Source organism: Bacillota bacterium (genome assembly GCA_012842395.1).
In the GTDB taxonomy this organism is placed as follows: domain Bacteria; phylum Bacillota; class SHA-98; order UBA4971; family UBA4971; genus UBA6256.
In genome coordinates this window covers 89,715-114,998 of the sequence record DUSX01000004.1, presented here as the reverse complement: position 1 = coordinate 114,998, position 25,284 = coordinate 89,715, and the positions used below count along the sequence as shown (strand labels likewise).

General features: G+C 63.7%; 26 protein-coding genes. 25 read left to right on the top strand and 1 reads right to left on the bottom strand.

The features are described 5' to 3' along the window. The first annotated feature begins 79 nt into the window (after positions 1-79). Genes GX515_02695 through GX515_02685 form a run of 3 tightly spaced genes read left to right on the top strand, consistent with a single transcriptional unit; the run spans position 80 to position 2,962 of the window. Complete coding sequence (locus tag GX515_02695; GenBank protein ID HHY31923.1) at positions 80-949, top strand: sugar ABC transporter permease; 870 nt, start codon at positions 80-82, stop codon at positions 947-949. Positions 950-968: 19 nt separating this feature from the next. Beyond that, on the top strand, positions 969-1,844 hold the full coding sequence (locus tag GX515_02690) for a carbohydrate ABC transporter permease (protein HHY31922.1): 876 nt from the start codon (positions 969-971) through the stop codon (positions 1,842-1,844). A 59-nt stretch (positions 1,845-1,903) separates the two neighbouring features. After that, positions 1,904-2,962 carry a hypothetical protein gene (locus GX515_02685; GenBank protein ID HHY31921.1) on the top strand — a complete coding sequence of 353 codons (1,059 nt, stop codon included), beginning with the start codon at positions 1,904-1,906 and terminating at the stop codon, positions 2,960-2,962. Positions 2,963-3,048: 86 nt separating this feature from the next. On the opposite strand, the gene rpsT is transcribed toward GX515_02685, so the two are convergent. Next, positions 3,049-3,342 carry a 30S ribosomal protein S20 gene (gene rpsT, locus GX515_02680; protein ID HHY31920.1) on the bottom strand — a complete coding sequence of 98 codons (294 nt, stop codon included), beginning with the start codon at positions 3,340-3,342 and terminating at the stop codon, positions 3,049-3,051. Between the two features lie 180 nt (positions 3,343-3,522). Between rpsT and GX515_02675 the strand changes: the two genes are divergently transcribed. The 22 genes from GX515_02675 (at position 3,523) to GX515_02570 (ending at position 25,270) form a co-directional block, all read left to right on the top strand. Next, positions 3,523-3,852: a phage holin family protein gene (locus tag GX515_02675; GenBank protein ID HHY31919.1), complete on the top strand. Its 330-nt coding sequence runs from the start codon at positions 3,523-3,525 to the stop codon at positions 3,850-3,852. 112 nt (positions 3,853-3,964) lie between these two features. Next, positions 3,965-5,014, top strand: coding sequence for a GPR endopeptidase (locus tag GX515_02670; protein HHY31918.1), 1,050 nt, complete (start codon positions 3,965-3,967; stop codon positions 5,012-5,014). Positions 5,015-5,198: 184 nt separating this feature from the next. After that, positions 5,199-6,512 carry a stage II sporulation protein P gene (locus tag GX515_02665; protein ID HHY31917.1) on the top strand — a complete coding sequence of 438 codons (1,314 nt, stop codon included), beginning with the start codon at positions 5,199-5,201 and terminating at the stop codon, positions 6,510-6,512. Then, positions 6,509-6,853: a hypothetical protein gene (locus GX515_02660; GenBank protein ID HHY31916.1), complete on the top strand. Its 345-nt coding sequence runs from the start codon at positions 6,509-6,511 to the stop codon at positions 6,851-6,853. The genes GX515_02665 and GX515_02660 overlap by 4 nt, the downstream gene beginning before the upstream one ends. 43 nt (positions 6,854-6,896) lie before the next feature. Then, positions 6,897-7,370 carry a hypothetical protein gene (locus GX515_02655; GenBank protein HHY31915.1) on the top strand — a complete coding sequence of 158 codons (474 nt, stop codon included), beginning with the start codon at positions 6,897-6,899 and terminating at the stop codon, positions 7,368-7,370. A gap of 179 nt (positions 7,371-7,549) precedes the next feature. Further along, positions 7,550-8,599: a heat-inducible transcription repressor HrcA gene (gene hrcA, locus GX515_02650; GenBank protein HHY31914.1), complete on the top strand. Its 1,050-nt coding sequence runs from the start codon at positions 7,550-7,552 to the stop codon at positions 8,597-8,599. A 147-nt stretch (positions 8,600-8,746) separates the two neighbouring features. Continuing rightward, positions 8,747-10,264: a chaperonin gene (locus GX515_02645; protein HHY31913.1), complete on the top strand. Its 1,518-nt coding sequence runs from the start codon at positions 8,747-8,749 to the stop codon at positions 10,262-10,264. Then, positions 10,261-10,986 carry a nucleotide exchange factor GrpE gene (locus GX515_02640; protein ID HHY31912.1) on the top strand — a complete coding sequence of 242 codons (726 nt, stop codon included), beginning with the start codon at positions 10,261-10,263 and terminating at the stop codon, positions 10,984-10,986. The genes GX515_02645 and GX515_02640 overlap by 4 nt, the downstream gene beginning before the upstream one ends. A 142-nt stretch (positions 10,987-11,128) precedes the next feature. Further along, a complete protein-coding gene (gene dnaK, locus GX515_02635; GenBank protein HHY31911.1) occupies positions 11,129-13,021 on the top strand; it encodes a molecular chaperone DnaK in 1,893 nt (630 codons plus the stop codon). Between the two features lie 46 nt (positions 13,022-13,067). Further along, positions 13,068-14,216, top strand: coding sequence for a molecular chaperone DnaJ (gene dnaJ, locus GX515_02630; GenBank protein HHY31910.1), 1,149 nt, complete (start codon positions 13,068-13,070; stop codon positions 14,214-14,216). Between the two features lie 22 nt (positions 14,217-14,238). Then, complete coding sequence (locus tag GX515_02625; protein ID HHY31909.1) at positions 14,239-14,994, top strand: 16S rRNA (uracil(1498)-N(3))-methyltransferase; 756 nt, start codon at positions 14,239-14,241, stop codon at positions 14,992-14,994. Then, positions 14,995-16,386 carry a tRNA (N(6)-L-threonylcarbamoyladenosine(37)-C(2))-methylthiotransferase MtaB gene (gene mtaB / locus GX515_02620; GenBank protein ID HHY31908.1) on the top strand — a complete coding sequence of 464 codons (1,392 nt, stop codon included), beginning with the start codon at positions 14,995-14,997 and terminating at the stop codon, positions 16,384-16,386. Between the two features lie 12 nt (positions 16,387-16,398). Then, positions 16,399-16,785, top strand: coding sequence for a histidine triad nucleotide-binding protein (locus tag GX515_02615; GenBank protein ID HHY31907.1), 387 nt, complete (start codon positions 16,399-16,401; stop codon positions 16,783-16,785). A gap of 308 nt (positions 16,786-17,093) precedes the next feature. After that, positions 17,094-17,273, top strand: coding sequence for a 30S ribosomal protein S21 (locus GX515_02610; protein HHY31906.1), 180 nt, complete (start codon positions 17,094-17,096; stop codon positions 17,271-17,273). Positions 17,274-17,624: 351 nt separating this feature from the next. Further along, positions 17,625-17,918 carry a sporulation protein YqfC gene (gene yqfC, locus GX515_02605; protein HHY31905.1) on the top strand — a complete coding sequence of 98 codons (294 nt, stop codon included), beginning with the start codon at positions 17,625-17,627 and terminating at the stop codon, positions 17,916-17,918. Between the two features lie 29 nt (positions 17,919-17,947). Then, complete coding sequence (gene yqfD / locus GX515_02600; GenBank protein ID HHY31904.1) at positions 17,948-19,168, top strand: sporulation protein YqfD; 1,221 nt, start codon at positions 17,948-17,950, stop codon at positions 19,166-19,168. Between the two features lie 31 nt (positions 19,169-19,199). Further along, positions 19,200-20,123 (top strand): PhoH family protein, encoded by a 924-nt coding sequence (locus GX515_02595; protein ID HHY31903.1) that lies wholly within the window; start codon positions 19,200-19,202, stop codon positions 20,121-20,123. Positions 20,124-20,134: 11 nt separating this feature from the next. Beyond that, the gene (locus GX515_02590) at positions 20,135-22,339 is read left to right on the top strand and encodes an HDIG domain-containing protein (GenBank protein ID HHY31902.1); all 2,205 of its coding nucleotides are present in this window, start codon (positions 20,135-20,137) and stop codon (positions 22,337-22,339) included. A gap of 32 nt (positions 22,340-22,371) precedes the next feature. Continuing rightward, entirely contained in the window at positions 22,372-22,869 is a 498-nt protein-coding gene (ybeY, locus tag GX515_02585; protein HHY31901.1) for an rRNA maturation RNase YbeY, read from the top strand. Beyond that, entirely contained in the window at positions 22,866-23,249 is a 384-nt protein-coding gene (locus tag GX515_02580; GenBank protein ID HHY31900.1) for a diacylglycerol kinase family protein, read from the top strand. The genes ybeY and GX515_02580 overlap by 4 nt, the downstream gene beginning before the upstream one ends. Positions 23,250-23,356: 107 nt before the next feature. Continuing rightward, positions 23,357-24,397 carry a DUF881 domain-containing protein gene (locus GX515_02575; protein HHY31899.1) on the top strand — a complete coding sequence of 347 codons (1,041 nt, stop codon included), beginning with the start codon at positions 23,357-23,359 and terminating at the stop codon, positions 24,395-24,397. Between the two features lie 3 nt (positions 24,398-24,400). Beyond that, complete coding sequence (locus tag GX515_02570; GenBank protein ID HHY31898.1) at positions 24,401-25,270, top strand: DUF881 domain-containing protein; 870 nt, start codon at positions 24,401-24,403, stop codon at positions 25,268-25,270. Positions 25,271-25,284: the final 14 nt, after the last annotated feature.

The following is a 25,284-nucleotide window of genomic DNA, read 5'->3' as shown; positions in this document are numbered from 1 at the left end:
GGGCACATTGTGAAGGTGGTGCTTTGAGGTGGCGGTTCGACCGTCTCGATCTAAAGGCGCAGCCGCGCGGCGCAAGTACATTAGGGAGACGCTCACGGCTTACCTATATCTCCTGCCGTCTCTCGCGGTGCTCGTTACGTTCCACTTCGCGCCGGTATTCTACGCGTTTTACGTCAGCCTTCTCGACTGGAACTACATAAGCCCGAACCCGGAGTTCGTAGGGTTCGCGAACTACGCGGCGCTGCTCAAGGACAGCGACTTCGTGACATCGCTCCTGAACACGGTGTACTACGTCGTAGGCACTGTCCCCACGTCCATGGCAGTTGCGCTCGTTGTCGCCATCCTCCTCAACCAGAAGATCAGGGGGCTTGCCTGGTATCGCACGGTGTACTTCCTGCCGGTCATCACCGCTGCAAACGCAGTGGCGATCATCTGGTTCTGGATATACCATCCTGACTATTCGGGTCTTCTTAACGGCATTTTGGACAAGCTCGGCCTCCCCATTCAGTCATGGCTCTTGGACCCCAAATGGGCAATGCCCTGCATAATCCTGATGAGCATCTGGAAGGGGCTCGGATACAACGTCGTGATCTTCCTCGCGGGCCTGCAGAACATCTCCTCCGAGTACTACGAGGCGGCGCAGATCGACGGTGCCAGGGGCTGGTCGATCTTCAGATACATCACGTGGCCGCTCTTGTCACCGACCACGTTCTTCGTGCTCATCATCTCGGTGATCGGGTCCTTCCAGGTCTTCAGCCAGGTGTATGTGATGACCCGAGGCGGGCCTCTCAAGAGCACTCTCGTGGTGGTGTACTATCTGTACAAGGTGGGGTTCGAGGATTTCAAGATGGGTTACGCGTCCGCCATGGCGTACGCGCTTTTCGTGATCATCTTCGCCCTTACTCTCCTGCAGCGCAAGTATATAGGCTCGCGGGTTTACTACCAGTGAGAAGGAGACGTGTGTACCGATGAAGGATGAAACAGCAAGCCACGTGAGGACCAAGCATAGGCCAGGCGCGGCCGTCGCCCGCATCCTTCGGTCTGCCGGCATCCATGCTTTCCTGTTAGCGGGCGCCGTGATCATGCTCGCGCCGTTCGCGTGGATGATATCGACGTCGCTGAAGGACTACAGCGAGGTCTTCACCGTGCCGATCAGGTGGATACCGTCGCGCCTTGTATGGTCGAACTACGTGGATGCGTGGAACGAAGCGCCCTTCGCGAGGTACTTCTTCAACAGCGCGGTCGTGGCTACCGCGACCACAGTGGGTCAGCTCGTTTTCTCGGCGCTCGCGGCCTATGCCTTCGCGACCATGAACTTTTTCGGGCGTGAAGTCATCTTCACGCTCTTCCTCGGCACCATGATGATCCCAGACCAGATGACCCTGGTTCCAAACTACGTGCTCTTGTTCAGGCTGAACTGGATCGACACCTACTACGCGCTGATCGTGCCTTGGCTGGGGAGCGTGTTCAGCATATTCCTGATGCGCCAGTTCTTCCAGACGATCCCCAAGGAGCTTTACGACGCGGCTCAGATAGACGGGTGCTCGCGTTTTGGGTACCTGTGGCAAGTCATGGCGCCGCTCTCCCGTCCAGTGTTCATCACGTGCGGCCTGTTTACGTTCATCGGGAGCTGGAACGCTTTCCTTTGGCCGCTCATCGTGACGAACAGCGACCGAATGCGCACGATCCAGGTGGGGCTCTCCACGTTCATGCAGGAGCATGGCACTGTGCCGACCCTCTTGATGGCCGCATCCACGATGGCTATACTGCCTGTAGTGATCGGATTCTTCTTTGTGCAGCGTCAGTTCATCCAGGGGATCGCGCGGACGGGCTTGAAGAGCTGAAGCGACGTGTCGGCCGCAAGCAGCAAGCGCGAACCGGGCAGGAATGGAGCGATCAGGCGATGACCGCCGGGCCGGCTGACGTGATGGCGGACGTGAAATCCGGTAGGCTCAAACCCGTGTACCTCCTGTACGGAGAGGAGGAACACCTGCGAGACGAGGCTGTGCGGAAGCTCATCGATGCGTGCCTCGAGCCGGACACGCGTGACTTCAACCTTGCTGTCTTCAGGGCGGGGGAGACGGACGTTGAGTCCGTGATCGCAGCGCTCATGTCAGCCCCGGCGTTCGCCCCGAAGCGCGTCGTGGTGCTGCGTGGGTTCGACGAGCTCGGCGCAGAGGAGCAGAAGGCTGTTGTGAGCGCCACGCAAAGAATGCCGCGGACCAGCGTCGCCATCCTGGTGGCCGCCTCAGCTGACGAGAGAACGTGGGCTTGCAGAGCGGTGGCGCAGATGGGGATGGTCGTGCGGTACCGGCGCCTCTACGAAAGCGAGGCGACCTCGTGGCTCGCAGCACTGGCAAGGGAGCGCGGCGTGAACCTCAGGCCCGAGGCCAGCGAGTACCTGGTGCGAACCCTAGGCACGAGCGCCGCCAGGCTTGCCCAAGGCTTGGAAAAGGCGTGTGACTATGCGGGGATAGGCGCGGGAGGCAGCGCCGCAGCGCCGCCGCCTGGTGGTTCCGGCGCCCCACGCGCCGTCACGTTGGCACATGTGATGGCGGCGTCCGCGGGCGAGCCCGGCCTCGGTATATTCGACCTCGTGGATGCCATCGGGCAACGGGACACGCCGAAGGCGGTCGCCGCGGCACGTCGGCTCCTTGGTTTCGGTGAAGCGCCCGCGCGCATCCTCGGCATGGTCGCCCGGCAGATTCGCCTCATCATGCAAACGAAAACCCTGCAGGTCGAGGGCATGACACGGCAGGGCATCGCCGGTGTCACCCATCTGCAGGATTTCATGATACGCAAGTGCTTGGCCCAGGCCCGGAATTTCGACATCGAGGACCTTGAGGATGCACTCATCGCCCTGGCAGCGGCGGATGTGGACCTCAAGACGTCCGCTGCTCCGGAGAGCGTCGTTTTGGAAAAGCTCATCGTGCGCTTGTGCACTCACAGGGCGCGAGGCTGATGGGTCCACGCGCCCGTACCGTCTCCGGTGGGCCATCCACCCCGCGGCTTTGACGATCGCGCGGGGCGCCATGCCGTATTCGCCTGTTATTGCTCCGCCGCTGCTTCGTCTTTGGCCCCGACTGCCGCTACCAGTTTCTTAGCAAGCCTGGACTTCCGCCGCGCCGCTTGGTTCTTATGGATGACGCCCTTCTTTGCCGCCTTGTCAAGTGCGCTCATAGCCCTACGCAAGGCTATCTCGGCCGTGCCGGGGTCGCCCTGAGCGAGCTGCGCCTCGTACCTCTTGACCGCAGTTTTCACCGAGCTCTTCGTGGACGCGTTGCGGATGGCCCGCGCCCGGGCCGTCTTCACCCGCTTCGCCGCTGACTTGATGTTAGGCAAACGCTTCAACCTCCTTGCAACTTCGCGGATCACGAGACCAATTCTACCATGAGCGCCGCCCAACTGCAACAGGTGGGCAAGGCTCGCGCGGACTCGGACCACGACGGATACTGAGGTGTTCCCCTGGGAAAGATACGACACAGGCAGGACCCCATATCGGGTCAGTGTGGTGGTTGGGAGGTGCTCTTCGGAGCCGCAACGAGGTTCCTGGCGTGTGCCTTCGTCATCCTGAGCTTGAGCTATGTGATGCCGGGCTTTTCGGCAGGCGGTTTCTCGGGCGCGATCCCGACCGCCCTCGGCGCTGCTGCAGCGGGCTACGTCGTAGAGAAGTCGCTCAAGCGGCCGCCATCTGCCAAGGTACGTGCGGTCGTGGGGTTCTTGACGTGTGCGGCTGCCACCTATCTCGCCCAGTTCGCCGTTCCTGGAATGGCGGTGTCTCCAGAGGGAGCGGTCATTGCCGGCGCGGCCGTCGGGTTCATCGATTTCCTCGTTCCTCTCGAGGCCCGCTGAGTTGGCGCACCGCGAGCCGGGCAACGGCGCCCGTGGTCGGGTCCACTGTGTAAATCGCCGAATTTGGGAGTGATGATGAGTGCGGCTGTCTGGGAAGAGAAGCCTACGCGTGATACGGGGACTCGGTCCGCGCGTCCGGCGCAGGGACGACGCACCACCGTCAAAGGACGAGCCGCAGGGTCCCACCTGGAACGGCTTCAGCGTGCGCACGGATCTCGCGGTCGAGGCGCGCGAGTTCCTGGCGCGCAGGACGGGAGGAGAGATCCCCGGGGTCCTCTCAGAGACTGAAAGAACCAGGTACGCGACGATAACCCGGGTCAAAGTCGTCACGGAGGAAGCCGCGCGGGCCCTTGGCAAGGTGCAGGGTAATTACGTTACCATAGAGTCCCCGCACCTTCGGAGCCGGAGCAAGGAGGTACAGGAGGAACTCGCGCAGACCTTTGCACGGGAATTCTCAAGGCTCGCACCCTTGGCGCCGAACGCGACCGTGCTCGTGGCGGGCCTTGGCAACTGGCAGGCCACCCCGGACGCCCTCGGCCCAAGGACTGTGGAGTACCTCACTATTACCAGGCACCTTCACGGCCTGGTCCCTCCCGAGCTCCGCGGGGGCATGCGGCCGGTTTGCGCCATCGCCCCCGGCGTGCTGGGGCTCACGGGTATCGAGACCGGGGAGATAATCAAGGGGATCGTGAGCAACGTCAGGCCCGACTTCGTTGTGGTTGTGGACGCGCTTGCGTCCATGTCAACCAGCCGGCTCGGGACGACAATTCAGATGGGTGATACGGGGATCAGGCCCGGGTCGGGCGTCGGTAACAAGCGACTTGGGATCACCAGAGAGAGCCTGGGCGTCCCAGTGATCGCCATCGGCGTCCCCACGGTGGTGGCAGCGGAGACGATCGCACTCGACGCCATGGAGTTCATGCAGGGCGGCACAGCGCACCCAGGAGGACCGGGGGCGCCCCCTCAACCGGCGCCGGGCCTGGCAGAGAGGAGGCAGTTTCTCAGGCAGGCGTTGGCCCCGTACTTCGGTGCGCTCGTGGTCACGCCCAAGGAGATCGATGACCTCGTTGAGGACCTCGCCACGGTCGTGGCAGGGGGTCTTAACGCGGCGCTTCACCCGTCCATGGATTGGGACCGGATACTCGCGTACCTTTCGGGCTGACACCGGACTGGCGGTTAGGTGACACAATGGACCGGTGCGAGTCTAAATCCCCCATCCCGGTCATATATATGAGCTAAGCAGGCAGGGCTTGCTCTGGGTCGGCTGGACAGGCAAGCTTGGCGACCGAGGCCGGGAAAGCGGGGTACGTTGGATGGGGTCCATGTGGAGGAATCGTAGGTGGTCCTTGAGCAGGCGAGGCTGGTCCAAGGCTCGGCCGGTTGCGGGCGCGCACGGCACGGCGAAGCCGTGGGGCCCCGCTTTTCTGTACTCGGCTGTGCTGCTTCTGGGCATCGGCGTGGGTTTGGCAGGTTTCCTGGAGATCAGGACCGCCCCATCGGGCGGAAACGTCCTTCCGGCGTTGAGCGGCTTTCTGCTTGAAGGTGAGCGAAGGATCGCAGAGGGAACGCGGGCTGCGGTTCGCGGCATAGCTCCAGACGGCCTCGTTGGGAGCGCCATTCCGATGTTCGCCCGAATCCGCCCGAACGGCGCCGCGACCGCACGCGATGCGGCGAGCTCGGCCATCCGCTCTCTCTTGCTGACGCTTTCGCAGGCAGACATAAAGGACCCAAGCACGTTTCTCACGATCGGAATCGCTGGATTCAGGGTGCCGTCGGAGGCGGTCCCGGTGGCGTCGCGAGCTGGCGCCGACGCGGTTCAAGACCGTGGCACAGGGCCTGGGACCACAGGCACCCCGGCGCTTGAAGGGGGCCTCGCGCCCGACGAGGGCAGCACGCTCGAACACCCGCCGTCAGGCGGACCGTCGGGCCAGGTTCGGCCGCAGCAACCCGTGCAGCCTCCGGTCGTGGTTCCGCGCCCGGCGCCCTCCGGAACTGAAACCGAGCAGGAGCGGCGGATCGCGACCCGGAGCTGGGGCGACAAACCGCTTGTCTTCATCTACCATTCTCACAGCTCCGAGTCATATCGGCTCACCTCCGGGGCTGACCACGTGTGGGGCAGTGAGGAAGGCGTGATCGCCGTGGGTGCCGCGCTCGCGAAGGCCCTTTCTGAGAAGTACAACATTCCCGTGGTCCATTCCCGGAAGATTCATGACTATCCAGTCTGGAGGGACGCGTACACCAACTCGTACAAGACCGTATCCGAGGCCCTTCAGAAGTACCCTACGATCGAGATGGTCTTCGACGTGCACCGGGACGCAGGGACGAGCCGGCTCTCCAGTCCGGCCACGGTGGAGATAGGCGGCCGGAGGGCGGCGAGGGTGTTCATCGTCGTGACGACCGACCGCTTTGGGCTTCCTCACCCGAATTGGCGCGAGAATCTGGCTTTTGCCTATCAGCTCAACGCGAAGATGGATGAGATGTACCCTGGCCTCTCCAGAGGGATCAATGTGCGCGACGACGCCAGGTGGAACCAGCACGTACACAACAGGGCGGTCATCCTGGAAATCGGCTGCGAGCAAAACACCAGGCAGGAAGCGGAGTCGGCCGCGGTGCTCCTTGCCGACGTGATCGCGTCAGTGTTGGAGGACATCCAGAGATGAGGCGGAGCAGCGTCGTCCGGGCGGCCGGGCTTGCGGTGTGCGTCGCACTCCTCGGTGTCGCGTCTGCCTGCGGGCTTTACCTCGTGGAGAAGGCCGAGAACGACATCACCGGGTTGGACAGGCCGCCTTCGTCGGTGCGCATCGACAGGACCGGGGAGCACAGCTACGACGTGTACCTTCTAGGCGTCGGATACCATATCGACTTTGTAGACGAACTTGCCAGCGCGCGGCGCGCGGCGCTCGCAGCCACGTCCGTGACCCGCGAAGGCATGCGGCGCGCGGTGGGCTACATGAGACGCGCGATACGCGCCATCATGTATCGTGGGGGACAGGGAGGATGACGGGCGCACGCGTTGAACGTAATCACGAACGACCGGGCGTCGAGTGGGCGGCACGTGGCCGTGCGACTTCGCGGAGGTGGAGCACGAGGTGTACTGCATAGCCCACTTTATTGCAGGCGGCACCATAGGGACTGTCCTGCCCGGCCCCATCAGCGCGGCCTGCACGGGTCTTGTGAGCCATGCTGTGCTGGACGCGGTGCCGCATTCCGAGTACACCAACCACTGGTGGGGCGCCCTAGACGTGATCGCCACGTGCGCGCTTGCCCTCGCCGTGCTGGCTGCCGGTGCCGACGTCCGGGCCATCGCTGGCGGCCTCGGGGGCGCGCTACCCGACCTGGAGGTTGCTGCGGCGTATCTATTCCCCAGAGCTTTCAGGCCGCACGGGCGGCTCCGCCTCCTGTTCCCATCCCACAGCGGGCTTGTCCGGCACAGGCGCCTCGCCTTCCCTTGGGGGGTCTTCACCCAAGCAGCGGTCATCTTCGCGCTTGGTGCGCTCGTCTCCCTATGGGGGCGTTGACAGTGGACCACATATGGCTGGGGTTGACGGGGCACCGCTCCGCAGGACTTGCAGCCTGACGGGGCCGCGGGGCCGCGAAAACGCGCTTGACAAAGGGCGAAGCCCGGTGGTATGTTTATCGCGGGAAGTTTAGCACTCTGGTTGTGTGAGTGCTAACAAAGGACGAAGGGGGATCCGTGATGGGCTTCCAGCCTGACATGGACGCCAGGAAGAGGCGCATACTGGAAGCGGTCACCGATGACTATATCAACACGGCGGAACCGGTAGGATCCCGCACCATCGCGCGTAGGTACAACCTCGGAGTCAGTCCTGCCACGATCAGGAATGAGATGGCGGATCTCGAGGAATCGGGTTACCTCGAACAGCCTCATACATCGGCGGGGCGCATTCCGTCCGAGAAGGGATATCGCTTCTACGTCGACTTCATCATGAAGCGCAAGCCCGTATCCGAGGATGAGAGAGCGAGGATCAGGCGGACCCTTGCGGAAAGGCGACGCGAGATCGAGCTCATAATCGAGGAAACGGCGCGTATACTAGCGCAGCTATCGAAGTACGCCGCTTTCGTGTTATCGCCGATCTCAAAGGCGGGCGTATTCAAGCGGATCGAGCTCCTGCCGGTTGACAGCATGAATGTGCTCGTTGTCCTCGTAATTGATCCCGGTTTCGTTCGCACTCACCTCGTTGCGACGGGGCATCCGCTGACGAGGCAGCAGCTGGCAAACATCGCAGAGTTCCTCAATTCGCGGCTTGCCAATCTTCCGCTGTCTCGCATCGGCGCCTCGCTCCTGCGCGAGATCAAGGCAGAGCTCGACGAGTACAACACCTTCGTCGACGCCGCGCTCGAGGCGATCGCGCAGTCGCTGGAAGACCGGCACGAGGAGCAAGTGTACAGCGATGGACAGGTGAATCTTCTCGAGCAGCCAGAGTTCCAGGATATCTCGAAGGCCCGGACGGTGCTCGAGTTTCTGGCCGAAGACGACGCGCTTTACGCGCTTCTGTCCGGTGTGGTTGAAGCGAGGGGCGTGACCGTGATGATCGGCCGCGAAGCAGGGCACCCGAGCATGAAGCCCTGCAGCATCGTGAGTGCGCCGTACGAGGTCCGGGGCGTCCCCATGGGGGCTCTCGGCGTCGTCGGCCCGACCCGCATGCACTACTCGCGCGTCGTGGCTCTGGTTGAGTTCGTGGCCGAGAACCTCGGCGATGTCCTCACGAGGATCCTCCTCATGTAACACAAGCGCGGCGGTCACTGCACGGCATGGGGTGTTTCCAGGCGCATGGGGTTAAGGTCAGCTTAGCCCCATAAAACTGTTTCCGGGAAGAGAGGGGTCTTCTTGGGCGAGCCTCACAAGGCGGCGGAGGGCACTGGGAACGAGAGGATGGCGGCGCTCATCTCCAACGCGTCTGCGCTTCGCGCGGTGGCGTCCGCCGTAGAGGGCACGATCGGGCCTAAGGGGCTGGACACGATGCTCGTCGACAGGTTCGGGGACGTGGTCGTGACAAACGACGGGTGCACGATCCTCGAGCGCATGGAGGCGACGCACCCCGCTGCGAGGATGCTCATCAACGTCGCCCGAGCCCAGCAAGAGGAGATCGGCGACGGGACCACCACCGCCACGATAATGGCCAGCGCGCTCGTGCAGGCCGGGCTGGACATGGTCGCCGACGGCGTGCCCGTGCCGCGTCTCATAGACGGGGTCAGGGCGGGCGCGAAAGCGGCCCTTGAGTCGCTGGAGCGGTCCGCACGTCCCATTGAGGGCCTGGACGACCCTCTCCTTCTCCGAGTGGCTTACACTGCCGGACGAGGACATCGCGACATAGCCGCGCTCGCCGTGGACGCCGCGAGGCTTGTCGGCGTGGACAGCCTACTCGACCCGGCGTTCCGGCTTCGGGACGCCATAGTCGCCCAGGAGGGGGCAGCAAACGAGGTATTCATGGGGGTCATCGTGAAGAAGGCCAGGCACAACAGGCACATGCCTGTAAGCGTGGCCACGGCGAGGATCCTCGTGGTCGATGACGCGCTCGAGCCTGAGAAGCTCGATGATGAAGCGCTCGCCACCGAGCGTGGCATCGAGAGGCATTTCTCGCTCCAGGAGGAGTTCGAGAACAACCTGAGACGCCTGGTGGCGTGCGGGGTCAACGTGATCTTGGTGGATCACGGGATCGCGGATGTCGCGGAGGATATCCTCACGGATGCGGGTGTGATGGTCGCGACGAGGGTGTCGTGGCGCGACCTTAGAAAGGTGGCTGAACACACGGGCGCGCGTCCGGTGAAGCGTTCGTGGCTTGCGAGGCCTGTCGCCGAGATCGAGAAGGTCCTCGGGACCGCAGAGAGGGTGTACGAGGATGAAAAGCTTTCGGAGATCCGGATAGTCGGCGGACGGGGCAGGCCGATGGCCACGATCGTTGTGGGCGCAGCGACGAGAGACGTCGTCGGGGAGCGCGAGAGAATCGCGCATGACGCCGTCTCGGCGGTGCAGGCCGCTGTCAGAGGAGGCGTGGTCCCGGGCGGTGGGGCGGCCGAGATCTCCGCCGCGAGGAGCCTTGCGGCGGTGAGGCACGAGGTGAAGGGCATGGCGGCTTATGGCGTGGACTGCGTCGTGGCCGCGCTGAAGCGCCCGCTTGCCCAGATTGTTCAGAACGCCGGGTACAACCCTCTCGAGAAAGTCGAGGAAGTCGTGACCGCGCAGGCAGCGGCGGGAAGCGACTGTCTCGCCATAGACTGTGACACGGGTGAGATAGCCGACATGCTCGTAATGGGCGTGGTCGATCCCGCCCCCGTGAAGCTGTACGCGCTGAAAGCCGCCGCGGAGGTGGGGGAGGCTGTCCTCAGGATTGACAGGATAGTGAAAAAGAGAGAGGATAACGTAGGTGAGGCGAAGGAGGCGGGCACGTGAGCGAGGACGCTTTGCAGGGCCAGGGTGGTGCACCCGCGGAAGGTGAAAAGGGCGGTCATCCCGAGGGTGAACCGCAAGAAGGCACTCCCTCCCAGGACGTCGGCAACGGGCCGAGCCTTGAGGCGATGCTGAAGGAAGAGATCGCGCTCAAGGAGAGATATCTCGCCGGTTGGCAGCGAGCCCAGGCTGATCTGGAGAACTTCAAGAAACGGGCGGCCCGCGAGCAGGCGGAGCTGCGGGCGTTGGTTGTGGAGGGCCTGGTCAAAGACATGCTTCCGGCCCTGGATAGCCTGGAGCGTGCGATAAAACACGCCAAGACCGGCACGGCGGCTGACGAAGCCACAGCCCGGGGCCTCGATCTCGTGATGGGCAAGTTTCTCGAATTCCTCGAGAAGGAGGGGGTAAAGCCGATCTCCGCCGCCGGGGAGCCTTTTGACCCCATGAGGCATGAGGCTATACTAAGGGTGCCCACCGACTCGGTGGAGGAGGGCGTGGTTCTGGAGGAGGTCCAGCGGGGATACGCATCCAAGGACCGCGTCATCAGGCCTGCGCTCGTCACGGTGGCATGCAAGCCTGACCGGCAATCGGCCGGCGAGGCGGCCGCAGGCGAGCCTCAGCACTTGGACAGCGGCGACGAGCTCTTGGAGTCGCGTGCGGACCGGGTCAACGATCAATCGGGCGAAGACGCGAAGCCGCCCGACACCCAGGGGGCGGCAGACTGAACGCCAGGCGGGGCTGGGCGTCGAGCGCCGAGTGTGCGGGCTCGAGCGGGACGAACGGTACAGGGGGGCGAGGCGATGTCGCGTGCCGTGCCTCGCCACCGGTGCATATTTGGTGACAGCGCACGAGATGGGGGGTAGGATGATGTCGCGAGTAGTGGGAATAGATCTCGGAACAACCAACTCAGTGATCGCCGTGATGGAAGGCGGCGAGGCGAAGGTCATCCCGAACGCCGAGGGCTCGAGGCTCACTCCCTCGGCTGTGGCGTTTTCGAAGACAGGGGAGCGGATGGTCGGTCAGGTTGCGAAGAGGCAGGCGGTCGTCAACCCTGAGAGGACCGTTCTCTCCATCAAGCGAAAGATGGGCACAACTTATAGAGTGAAGATCGACGATAAGGAGTACACCCCGCAGGAGATCTCCGCCATGATCCTCCGGAAGCTCAAGGAGGACGCTGAGGCGTACCTTGGCGAAAAGATCGACAAGGCCGTGATCACTGTCCCGGCGTACTTCACCGACGCGCAGCGCCAAGCGACGAAGGATGCGGGAAGGATCGCAGGCCTCGAGGTCCTTCGGATCATCAACGAGCCAACCGCTGCCGCCCTGGCCTATGGGCTCGACAAGGGCCAGGACCACACGATCCTCGTGTTCGACCTCGGTGGCGGCACGTTCGACGTGTCCATTCTGGAGCTCGGGGACGGCGTCTTCGAGGTGAAGGCCACGTCGGGCAACAACCTCCTCGGCGGGGACGACTTCGACAAGCGGATCGTGGATTACATCGCAGAGGAATTCATGAAACAGCACGGGATAGACCTGCGCAAAGACAGGGTCACGCTGCAGCGACTGACCGAGGCGGCTGAGAAGGCTAAGATCGAGCTGTCAGGCCTAGTGACCGCGAACATCAACCTTCCGTTCATCGCCGCCGATTCGAGCGGGCAGCCGCTGCACCTCGATATGACGCTCACGAGGGCGAAATTGGAGGAGCTCACCCAGGACCTCGTTGAAAAGACCCTGGGGCCCACGCGCAGGGCGTTGGAAGACGCGGGGCTCGAGCCCAAGGACATCGACAAAGTGATCCTCGTGGGCGGGCAGACTAGGATGCCGGCGGTCCAGAGGGCTATCAGAGACCTTATCGGCAAGGAACCCCACAAGGGCGTGAACCCGGACGAGGTCGTGGCTCTGGGCGCGGCCATCCAGGCCGGCGTGCTCTCGGGCGAGGTGCATGATGTGCTGCTCCTCGACGTGACGCCCCTTTCGCTTGGGATCGAGACCCTTGGAGGGGTTTTCACGAAGCTCATCGAGCGCAACACCACGATCCCCACTACCAAGAAGCAGATATTCTCGACTGCGGCCGACAACCAGACCACCGTCGAGATCAACGTGCTGCAGGGTGAGCGCCCGATGGCCGCTGACAACGTGTCCCTTGGCAGGTTCCAGTTGACTGGGATACCGCCTGCGCCCCGGGGGGTGCCCCAGATCGAGGTGACCTTCGACATTGATGTGAACGGGATCGTCCACGTGTCTGCCAAGGACCTCGGAACCGGGCGCGAACAGAAGATCACCATCACCTCCTCGAGCGGCGTGTCCCGCGAGGACATCGAGCGCATGGTGAAGGAAGCGGAAGCCCACGCGGAGGAGGACAAGCGCAGAAAGGAAGAGGCTGAGCTCCGAAACGAGGCCGACTCGCTGGTGTACACCGCTGAGAAGACGCTCAGGGAGCACAAGGACAAGATATCCAGCGATCAAGCGGCCAAGGTCGAGAGGGCGAAGGAGGGCCTGCGGTCGGCGCTGGCCGGCAAGGATATCGCGACCATCAAGGCTCGCAAGGACGAGCTCCTAAGCGCCCTGCACGAGGTGACCACAGCCATGTACAGCCGCGCTGGAGCTGCCGGAGCTGGAGCAGGAGCGGGCGGCGGCGGTGCAGCCGGAGACGGCGGAGCGACAGGGACGGGCGGGTCTTCCGCAGGCGCGGGCGGGACGCGCTCGTCAGGGCGCGATGACGTGGTCGATGCCGAGTATAAAGAGGTCAAGGACGAGTAATCCCGCATCCTGCGGCGTCATCGCTGCTTGTCCAGGGGTGTGAGGATTGGCAAAGCGCGATTATTATGAGGTCCTCGGGGTGGACAGGAACGCGAGCCAGGACGAGATCAAAAAGGCGTTCCGGAAGCTTGCGCGCAAGTATCACCCCGACATGAACAAAGAGGATCCGTCGGCCGAGGAGAAGTTCAAGGAAATAAACGAGGCGTACGAGGTATTGTCCGACCCCGAGAAACGGCGCCGGTACGACCAGTTTGGCCACGCAGCCGAAGGCCCGGCGGGCGGGCCCGGCGGCGCGGGCGGTTGGGACTTTGGCGACTTCGGGACGTCGTTCGACAGCATCTTCGACATGTTCTTCGGAGGCGGCTTCGGCGGGGCCCGTGCCCCGCGCACGGGCCCAGAGCGCGGGGCTGACCTCCGGTACGATCTCGAGATCTCCCTTGAAGAGGCCGCCTCCGGGCTCGATAGGGACATCGAGGTGGTGCGCCTCGACACTTGCTCCTCGTGTGGCGGCACCGGCGCAAAGCCGGGCACGTCGCCGATCACCTGTCCGGTCTGCGGCGGCCGAGGGCAGACCACCCAGGTGCGGACCACGGCGTTCGGAAGATTCACGAGCATCACGACCTGCCCTCGCTGCGGGGGCGAGGGGAGGGTGATCGAATCTCCGTGCCAGACGTGCCAGGGGAGGGGAAGGGTCCGGAAGCGCAAGAAGATCAGGGTCAGGATCCCTGCCGGGGTGGACTCGGGAATGCGCGTGCGCGTGGCTGGCGAAGGCGAGGCCGGGACGCGCGGCGGGCCGCCGGGGGATCTCTTCGTGTTCATCACCGTGAGGCCGCATGAGATTTTCGAGCGCCGGGGGAACGACATCTACTGCGAGGTCCCCATAAGCGTTTGGCAAGCCGCCCTGGGCGACGAGATCGAGGTGCCAGCGCTCGGCGGCAGAGCTTCGGTGCAGGTGCCAGAAGGCACCCAGACCGGGACGGCTTTCCGCCTCAGAGGGAAAGGGATTCCGGACGTACACGGCGGGCCCCGCGGGGATCAGTACGTCCGGGTCAAAGTCGTGACGCCGACGAGGCTTACAGACAGGGAGAAGGAGCTCATTCGCGAGCTCGCCAGGCTGCGGGGTGCACACAAGACTGACGATGAACCGAGAACCTTCTTCCAAAAGGTCCGCGACGCATGGGAGCGCCACGCGTGAGCGCGGGCGCCCAAGATTCTTCGTGCCCGGGCACACAGAATCCGGCTCTCGAGCGGTGATAACCGGCCAGGATGCGCGGCACATCGTCCGCGTTCTCAGGCTTGGACCGGGCGACGAGATCGAGGTCGTGGACGGCACAGGTGCTGAGCGCCGCGGACTTATCACGTGGGCCGCCAGTGATGAGGTGCAGTTGACGCTCGCAGAGGGCAACGACGTATGCCGTGAGCCCTCTGTATTCATTTCTCTCCTGCAAGGGGTCCCGAAGGGCGACAAGATGGACGAGGTCATCAGGAGGAACACCGAGGTCGGTGTCGGCCGTTTCGTGCCTGTCGTAACGGAGCGCACCGTCGCGCGGCCCGATCCGACCGCGGCGCCGAGAAGGGTTGAGCGGTGGAGGCGGATCGCGCGGGAGGCGGCCAAGCAGTCCGGTCGGCAGCGCGTGCCTGACGTGCTTGACATCATGAGCTTCCAGGAGGCGCTAGCGTTCATACGCTTGTCGGCGGAGGCGTGCGCGGGTGAGGGGGATGACCACTTGACGATCATGCCCTGGGAGCTCGAGAGATCGCGGGGCATCCGGGAAGTGCTGCGCGAGCGCAGCGGCGCCCGCGACATCTTCGTGCTCATCGGCCCCGAGGGCGGGTTTTCCCGCGAAGAGGTTGGACAAGCTGTAGAGTGTGGTGCGGTAACATGCGGTCTGGGGCCGAGGATACTTCGCACTGAAACGGCGGGGCTCGTCGTGGCATCCGTCATTCTGTACGAGGCCGGGGAGATGTGCTAGTTGCCTGGGAAGACGCTAAGGTGCGCCTTCTACACGTTGGGGTGCAAGGTGAACCAGTATGATACCGAAGGGCTGGCGCAGCTCTTCCGCGAGCGGGGCTACGAGATCGTGGATTTCGATTCCCCTGCCGACGTGTACTGCGTCAACACCTGCACGGTCACGAGCATGGGCGAGAAAAAGTCCAGGCAGGCAATTCGGCGCGCGAAGCGCAAGAACCCGTCGGCCATCGTGGCCGTTGTCGGATGCTACGCGCAGGTGGCGCCGGATGAGGTCGCTGCGATCCCAGGGGTGGACGTGGTCGCGGGGATTCTGGAGAGGACAAAGCTCGTGGACCTCGTGGAAAAGGCCATGAGGGGCGAGGCGCGCGCCCCCCTGGTCGAGGCCGCGAAGGGCCGCCCGGGCGGCGCGTTTGAGGAGCTTCCCTTTGGGGCGGTTCGTGCGAGGACACGCGGCTTTGTCAAGGTCCAGGAGGGGTGTGACGAGTTCTGCTCCTATTGCAGGGTGCCGCTTGCACGCGGGGTGTCAAGAAGTCGCGATCCCAAGAGCGTGCTTTCCGAGGTTGAGAAGCTCGTGCGGTCGGGCCACAGGGAGATCGTGTTGACCGGCGTCCATCTGGGCGCCTACGGCAGGGACCTGGCCGAGCTCGAGGGCGGCGCTCGCCCAGACCTCGCATGGTTGGTGGAGCGGGTCCACGAAGTTACGGGACTCGGCAGGGTGCGGCTTAGCTCGGTCGAGCCCCTAGATGTCGACGAACGGCTCATACATGCCGTGGCGAGGCTTCCCAAGGTAGCAAAGCACTTTCACATACCGCTTCAAAGCGGGGACGACGGCATCCTCGCCCTGATGAACAGGAGGTACCGTGCCGCGGACTACGAGCGTCTCATCGAACGGATACGCGAGCAGATCCAGCCTTGCGGAATCACCACCGATGTCATGGTGGGCTTCCCGGGAGAAACGAGGGATCGCTTCGCTCGTTCGCTTGAGTTCGTGAGGCGCATGGGGTTCTCCAGAATCCACGTGTTCGCGTATTCACCCAGGCCTGGCACACGTGCTGCCAGGATGGGGGACCAGGTCGACCCGGCTGAGAAGCGGGCCCGTAGTGACGCGATGATCGCGCTGGGCCGCGAGCTCATGCTCGAGTTTCACCGGAGCCTGGTGGGGTCGCGTGAGGAAGCGCTCGTGGAGGAGTACGACGCTGGCACAGGTACGGCAAAGGGTCCCGGGAGCACCTATGTGCGGGTTGAGTTTCGATCGGAGGCGGGTGTTGAGGGAGAACTCGTCCCCGTCTCCGTCGTCGCAGCGAACGCCCAGGGCGTCACGGCAAGAAGAGTTTTTCCGCCCGGCACCTCGGAGGAAGGATCAAGGGCGCCCGGAGAGAAGTTATATGGATGAGGGGGGAATGCAATGAGTCGAACCGAGGCCGGGGCCGTTGCGCATTCCGAGAGCAATCCAGCGGACTGCCTATTCTGCAAGATCGCGAGACATGAGATCCCGTCGGACGTGGTGTACGAGGATGAACGGACGCTTGCCTTCCGTGACATCAATCCCCAGGCGCCCGTTCACGTGCTTGTGATACCGAAGCGCCACATAAGCTCCCTCGCCGAGCTGGGCGAGGGCGATGAGGAGTTGGCGGGTCACCTCCTTGCCGTCGCCTCGAGGGTTGCGTCCGCGCTCGGGGTCGGGGAGGGGTTCCGAGTCGTGGGCAACTGTGGAGAGACGGCTGGCCAGAGCGTTTTCCACCTCCACATGCACGTTCTCGGCGGGAGGCGTCTCGGGTGGCCCCCCGGGTGAGAGGTTTGCGCAGGCGGCTGTGGGCAGATGAGGTGGGGCGCGCAAGGGCTGCAAGGCGGCCGGAAGGCTACTTTGCGGTCGCGCGGCAATGCGGCTCGGCGGTTCAGCGGCCGAGCGGTTCGGCGGCTCGCACGTTCGCGGGTTCGCTTCGAGATTGACACGAGATCGAGCCCTACGGTATAATCGGGCGTAGGCCCTTTTATGGGTCGTTTCAGCGAATGCCCGACTGGTCTCCGTTACCACAGCTGGCTGCCCCAAGCTGCAGCACCGTCGGGTAGAGATCGTGGTTGCGGAGGGAGGGAGATCGGATGTCAGAAGTACGCGTCGGAAAAAACGAATCCCTCGATAGTGCGCTCCGCAGGTTTAAGCGCGAGTGCCAGAGGTCGGGAGTTTTCGCTGAACTCCGAAAACACGAACACTATGAAAAGCCGAGCGTGCGGCGGAAGAAAAAGTCGGAGGCCGCGCGTAAGCGAAAGTTCCGCTACTAGGCTCTGGGCGAGTTTGAGGGCGGGGCTGAAGGATCGCACGGTGCCTGACTTACTTACATGTGGTCAGGCACCGTTTTTCGTTCACCCACGCCGTTTCCCGTTCACCCAAAACCGGCGCGAAAAACGGTATCACCGCACGGCGCCTGGCGCTCGCCCGATCCCATGCCTGCTCCAGAGCAAGTTCCCGTGACCGGCAGAATACACTTAAATAGTAAATGGCGTTGGCTGCGTGAGCGCTGTGACTGTGACTTCGAGGTAAGGTCCGCAGCCATCTCGAGCTTGAATCCGACCCGCGGACGAAGCCGCGTCCGGAGCGGTGGTTGAGGCTGGCCTGAGGGGGACGGGCGTGCGATGCGAGGTGGCGACAGGAATGGTGTGGCCGGGAACATAGAGGAACGGCTCGCCGAGCTGTTCGAGATCCCGAAGAACGTCCTCCTCGACATGCCGCGCGTGGTGCTTGTGGGAAACGTGCAGCTTACCATCGAGAACCATCAGGGCATCATCGAGTACAGCCAGCAGGCGGTGAGGGTGGCGACCTCGAGAGGCGAGGTCGCGGTGGAGGGCAAGGGCCTGTCCATAGGCAAGATCACCAAAAGCGAGATAACCATCGACGGGCGCATACACCGCGTCGCGCTATGGGAATGAGCTCGCCCCGTCAGGGGGAGGGGTGGCCGGTGGCTCTCCCGGACCTGTGGTGCTACCTTAAGGGGTATGTTATAATAGCGGTCAAGGGAAGGACCCTCGAGAAGTTCGTGAACACGGCCCTAGCGCGCGGGATAGACCTCTGGGACATAACCAGGGTTGACGACCGGTCCCTCGTCGCGAGGGCCTACCTTCACGATCTCCCTTCTCTCGGCCGGGTGTTGAAGGAAACGGATTGCCAAGCGCGAGTTGAGGAGAAAGTGGGCCTGCCGTTCGTCGTGCGGCGGCTTGCCAAGCGAAAGGGCCTCGTCGCCGGTGCAATCCTCTTTTCTGTCGCGCTCTACGCGCTCTCGTCGTTCGTGTGGTTCGTGGATGTCTCCGGTGCTGAGAAGACGCGGCCGAAGGCCGTGCTCGAGCTCGCAGCCCGCCACGGGCTGCGCCCCGGCGTGTTAAAAAGCTCCGTGGACCCGGCGGCGGTGGCGAGGGGCATCCTGGCGGAGTTTCCGGAGGTTGCGTGGGCGGCGGTGCACGTCAGGGGCACGATGGCCACCATTGAAATCGTTGAGAAGACCCTGCCCGACGCGAAGCCTGGGGTGGTGGACGTCGTGGCGGCGGAGGACGCCCTCGTCACCAACATCATCGTGCTTTCGGGAGAGCCGCTTGTGGGCGAGGGTGATACCGTCACCAAGGGCCAGGTGTTGATCGCGGGCGTGATTGTAGGCCCCGGGGCTGGCGAGGACGGGACGGGAACGCCTGAGGTCGTGAACGCGCGCGGCATAGTCTTGGGGAGGGTTTGGCGAACCTACTCGGAAAAGTGCTCGCTCGTGAGAGAGGTGGTCACTGAGACGGGGAGGGTGGCTCGCGCGCGCCGTTTCAGAATCGGCGGGCTCGCGTTCGTTGTCGGTCCGAAGGCTCCGCCATTCTCCGATTACGAGCGCGAGGACAGGTCGTACAGTGTGCCTCCTTACGGCGCTGCCGGTCACAGCGTCGGCCTCGATGTCACGACGTATCGTGAGGTGACACGGCGGGCCGAGTTGCTTGATAGGGACGAGGTGCTGGCCGCGGCGCGTGCGAGGGCGCGCGCCGCCCTCGAGGCAAGGCTGCCGAGGGATGCCAAGATCCTTGACGTCACGGAGGACGTCAAGTACTCTCAAGGCGGGGTCGTCACCTTCACGATGACGATGGAAACCGCGGAGGACATAGCTAGAGAGAGGAGGCAAGAGCAGGAACTTGAACGTGCAGACCGCTCCTGAAAGGCTGCCGCTCAGGGACGTGCACGAGGCCATGGCCCTGTTCGGGAGGCGTGACGAGACGCTGCGACTCGTCGAGAAGGAGCTCGGCGTCACCATATCGTCTCGCGGGGACGACGTTGCCATCGACGGTGACCCGGCCAAGGTGGCCAGCGCGCGCAAGGTGCTCGCGGAGCTCCTCGAGATCGTGAGGGCCGGTCATCGGCTCACGGAAAGCGACATCAGGTATGCGATAGAGCTTGTGAGAGAGAGCAGTGGGACAAGCCTCTCGGACGTCATGAGCGACGTCATCCAAGTCACGACCAGAGGCAAGCGGATATGCCCCAAGACCTTGGGCCAGAAGAGGTACGTGGAGGCTATGCGCAGGTCTGGCATAGTCTTCGCCATCGGTCCGGCGGGCACGGGCAAGACGTATCTCGCGATGGCGATGGCCATCGCGGCCCTGAAAAACAAGGAGATATCACGGATCGTTCTGACGCGTCCCGTGGTCGAGGCTGGCGAGAAGCTGGGCTTCTTGCCCGGGGATCTCCAGGAGAAGGTGGACCCATACCTTCGACCCCTTTACGACGCGATCTACGACATAGTCGGCGTTGACACGTTCAGAAAGCATTTGGAGAGAGGTATCATCGAGATAGCCCCCCTTGCGTACATGCGCGGGCGAACGCTCGACGACTCCTTCATCATCCTGGACGAGGCCCAGAACACCACGCACGAGCAGATGAAGATGTTTCTGACGAGGATGGGGTTTGGCTCAAGGGTCGTCGTGACCGGGGACCTTACCCAGACTGACCTCCCCAGCCGCAAGTTCTCGGGGCTCGAGGAAGTTCAGCACATCCTGGCTGGCGTGGACGGCGTGGAGTTTGTCTATCTTACTGACAGGGATGTGGTCCGAAACGAGCTCGTCCAGAAGGTCATAAGAGCTTACGAGAGGTACGAGCGGGAGAAGGAAGAGGTCTAGGGGGGAGGTGTATGCCCATTCCGACGGGAAAGCCTGCTGCAAGCATGACGCAGCCGTCGCAGCCGTCTGCCGAGAGGGGGAGTGGCCTGTGGCGAGACCCCGCGCTACACCGCGCCCTGGTTGTGGCGGCGGTCACCCTTGCGCTTGTCGCGATCGTTTCCGCGGTGCTCGTCCCTAGACGCGTGGAGCTCGAGGTCGGCCAGCCCAGCCGCGTTGATGTTGAGGCGTCGCGCGACATAATCAACCGACCCGCCACGGAACGCCTCCGCGAGGAGGCCGCGAGGGAGGCGATCAAAGAGGCCAACGCCTCGCCCGCCAACTACGACATCAGCCTCGCCGCCAGCATAAGCGCGGAAGACACCATAGACCTCATATTCGACGCCATCGCCGACGAACGCGGGAAGCTGGGACTGGCGCAACAGGGTGCGGAGAGTCAGGGAGGGGAACGCGCGCCGCGAAGCGCTGATGTCGAAGCCGCCGTGTCTAAGCTGGCCGCCAAGACCGCAGCTGATTTCGGTACGAATCTGTCTCGCGAGACCATTTCAACACTGATAGGCCTTTCGCAGGAAGAATTCGATGAGGCGAGGGCGACCGCGAAGTCGGTGGCCGGGCGGATCATGCGAGAAATGCGGGTGAGCAAGGAGACGCTTGACGCCGCGACGAAGCGGGCCAGCGATGCTGTGGAGTCCCTGGGATTGCCCGGCGCGACCCAGAAGGCGGTGAGCGAGGTCGTCGCAAGCCAGATAAGCCCGAACCTCGTGCTCAACCCGGGCAAGGTGGAGAAGGCACGCGAGGCCGCCATCCGGCAGGTGAAGCCGGTGATGATCTTGAAGGGCCAGGTGGTCATCAGACGCGGCGAGATAGCCACCGAGGACCACATTGCCATACTTCAGGATCTCGGGCTTTTGGCGCCCCGGTTTAACCCGTTCATGCTGGGGAGCATCTTCGTTCTCGTAGCACTACTGCTAGCTGTGATCGGAGCGTACCTGTACCTTCACCGGCGGGACGTGTTCTACGACGCGAAACTCCTTTTGCTCCTGGGAACGATCGTGGTGCTCATCGCGCTCGCGGCCGCCGTGATATGCTCCATTCCGTGGCCAGGCGCTGGTTTTCTTGTGCCCGCGAGCCTCGGGACCATGCTCGTGGCCGTGCTCGTGGATGCAAGGCTCTCGGCTCTCTCTGCGGTTGTGTTCGGAGCCCTGACTGGGCTCATCGCGGGAGGCTCTTTTCCTGTGACCGCGGCTGCCACCATCTCGGGGCTCGCAGGTACTTTCTGCGTCACCAGGATATCCGAGCGTTCCGACCTCATGCGGGCGGGCACCGTGGTCGGCGCTGTGGGCGCGCTGGCGATCGCGGCCATCGGGCCTACTGCCGGGGACCCGTCGATCTCGGCCTTCTGGTACCTAGGCCTCATAAACGGCGTCCTGTCCACGGTTGTGACCATCGGGTTCCTACCCTTTTTCGAGAACCTGTTCAGGATGACCTCCTCCATCAGGCTGTTGGAGCTCTCCAATCCCACCCAGCCGCTTCTGAGGAGGTTGCTGGTGGAGGCGCCCGGGACGTACCACCACAGCATCATCGTGGGGAACCTGGCCGAGGCGGCCGCGGAGGCCGTGGGGGCCGACTCTTTGCTCGTGCGGGTTGGGTCATACTACCACGACGTGGGGAAGATGAAGCGCCCTTACTTCTTCGTCGAAAACCAGCTCATGCAGGATAATCCGCACGACAAGATAGCTCCCACCCTCAGCACACTCGTCATAACGTCCCACGTGAAGGACGGTGTCGAGCTGGCCAGCAGGTACCGGCTTCCCGAGGCCATCGTCGACATCATCCGCGAGCATCACGGGACCAGCCTCGTACCCTACTTTTACCATAAGGCCACCGACGGGGGGCGCGAGGAGGGCGTCGACGAGAAAGACTTCCGTTACCCGGGCCCCAAACCGCAGAGCAAGGAGGCAGCCATAGTCATGCTCGCCGACTCTGTGGAGGCTGCGGTTCGATCCCTTGCGAGGCCCACGCCCGGCAGGATCGAGGGCCTTGTGCGCAAGATAATGAAGGAAAGGCTTGCTGATGGTCAATTTGACGAGTGCGACCTCACGCTGAAAGACCTCGATGGCGTTGCGCGGGCGTTCGTTCGCGTGCTCACGGGCATATTCCATGCGAGGATCGAATACCCCGAGACGACCCTCAAGGACTTCGAGGCCAAGCGCGCGTAGGGCTCGTGCCTACCTGAACGGAGGGATTGCAAGTGCCTGTTGAGATCGTGAATCTCCAGGACAAGATCGAAGTGACAGGAGAGCTTTCGGCTGCCCTCGAGCACGCCGTGACCGTGGGGCTTGCCCGTGAGGGCGTGGACATCTCGGGGGTTGAGGTTAGCGTTGCTCTCGTGGACGATGGGCGGATTCGTGAGCTAAACAGGCAATTCCGGGGCAAGGACGCGTCCACGGATGTGCTGTCGTTCCCGATGGATGACAGCGACGTGCCCGGGGAGCCAGCTGTGCTCGGCGACATAGTGATCTCCATGGAGACCGCCGCTCGCGAGGCACCGATGCCTGGCGCACGGGGCCTCATCCACCACGCGGTCACCCTCGTTGTCCACGGTCTTCTCCACCTCCTCGGATACGACCACGAAACCGACGCCGATGCGGACGAAATGGAGGCCCGTGAGCGGCAGATCCTGGCCGAGGCTGCTGCGGCTGCTGGTGAGGACGCGACCGCTCGGGATGAGGAGAGTGGGCGCGGGTGAAAACGAGGTCTCTCGCGCAAAGCTTCTGCTGCGCGGTCCAAGGCGTGAGGGCCGTGCTCCGTAGCGAGCGAAACATGCGGATCCATTTCGCCGCGGCCGCCTGCGTGATGGCGGCCGCAGCCGTGCTCCGCGTGTCCGCGGTCGAGCTTGCATGCCTTGCCCTTGCCGTTGCCCTTGTGCTCATATGCGAGCTCACGAACACCGCGTTCGAACTCATGTGCGACATAGCGTGTCCGACATGGGAGACTCGGGTGAAGACAGTGAAGGACATAGCCGCGGGAACGGTGCTCGTGAGCGCGGCGTGGGCGACGGTGGTCGGTGCGGCGATCCTCGGGCCGAAGCTAGTCGAGGCCGCGCGGGCGCTCCTCCGCCTTGCCTGAGTGCGAGCTTGGGCACGCTGCCGGATCGTGGCAGGCTTCCGTGTTTCGTGGATGCTGTGGGGCTTTTCTGGTATAATGTGTTGGGACCGGAGCGGGGGGATTCTAACGTGCGAGACCCTTCGGGTGCTGGAATGAGGACGCTCATAGCAGCACTTGTCATACTGATGGCCGCAAACGTGGCCATGCTGGCGCGATCGCTCGACCTCCTGAGATTCCCTGGGGAGATCAGTGAGACCGAGATAGTGCGCGGCGGCGCGCGCGCCCTGGCCGACTACTACGAGGCTACCTGCATGAGTTCGGGCCTTGCGAAGAACTCGGCGGTGAGGGACGCCCTGGCGAAATTCAAGTTCGAGGTAGAACAGGCGGTAAGCGGCGAGGAGATCGCGTCGGCCATCACGACCTATGGCCGGGCTGTGCAGGACGTGATAGCGCGGGAAGAGGAGAACCAGCGGCGAGAGCTCGTTCTCTCGATCGTGAGCCAGGACCCGGCCATACGGAGCGTTACGGAGAAAACCATCGTTACTGTTGCACGTGGCAGGGACGGCCAGGTGACCGTGGAGGCGAAGGGCTTCACGCTCTCGCCCGAGACGACCGCGAGGCTCCGAGCCGAGCCCACCCTCGGGGCTCTCTCTGGCCCCGTCGAGGTGGAGGTCCTGAACGGCAAGGCCTCTCTGATCGCCGCGAGAACGACCCAGGACGCTTTGAAGCTGCTTCAGGCCGAGCTTGACAACATTCGGTCGGCGCTCGAGACGCTGAAACGGTCTGCGGGCTACAGCCCTCTCGAGGGCCAGGGCATAGTGGTGAGGGTCTATGACGCCCCGGGAGGGCAGTCGAGAGAGGACGTGGTCCAAGAGAGGGACGTCAGGGACATGGTCAACGAGTTGTTTGCGGCGGGCGCGTCCGGCGTGGAGGTGGGAGGCCAGAGATTGGTTGCGACCTCGTCCATACGAAGCGCGGGCCCGTTACTCCTCGTCAACCAGCAGCCCATCGCGGTGAACCCCGTTACTATCCGTGCTGTAGGTGACCCGGAGCTGCTCGCGAGCAGCCTCGAGCTCATCACCAACAGCTTGAAGCCGTGGGGCATACGCGTGGAGATCGAGAGACAGGATAACATTGTGCTCAGCGCTTTCCGGAAGGAGGGTCAGTAGGCGTTGATCCTCCAACAAACCCTCTCAGGCCCAGAGGGACGCAAGCGCAGCGAGGGCCGCGGGCGCACCCTGCGGCTCCTTCTCGTGTGTGCCGCGATTCTCGTAGCGCTCGATACCGTTGCTCTCGCACGGAGGATGTCGCTTTTCCGCTTTCCGGGCGAGATGGACGACTTGGAGATGGTTCGACGCGGGGGACACGCTGTGGCGGAATATCTTCGGTCCGCCGCCCGGAAGGCTGACGTGGAGGATGTGCCGTACGTGAATGACGCGCTCTCGCGCCTGGACACCGCAATCGGGCTTGCCGCGAGCCCGGCTGAGGTGGCGAAGGCGCTCTGCACGGAGGCGGGCGACGCGCAGGAGGCCATCAGCTTCGCGCGCGCCGGTTTCCCGTCGTGGTCCAAGGGCGAATGGGAAAGGCAAGTGCGCCAGGACATCCAGAGGCTGCAGGACGAGGTGAGGACGGAGCGCGAGGAGCTGGCAAGGGTGCGCGAGGTCGCCGGCATGGCGGAGCTCGTGGGGCCGGGCGTCGTCGTGCGCGCGTATGATGCCGAGGACGGCTACCGGACCCGAGAGATCGTTCACGAGAGGGATATCAGGGAGATCCTGAACCTTCTCTTTGATGCGGGCGCTCGTGGGGCGGAAGTGGGCGGGCAGCGCATAGTGGCGCAGTCATCAGTGAGGTGCGCGGGCCCGGTCATACTTGTGAACCAAAGGCCCATCGCCGTGAACCCCGTGGTCATCAAAGCCGTCGGGGATCCGCAGGCGCTCAGGCGCGCGCTCGCAGACATCGGGGCCAGGTTCGCGCGGGACGGCAAGAGGATCGATGTCACGGACGAACCCACCGTCACTTTGGCGGCGTACAACGGGCGGTAGGAGGAGTAAGGGAG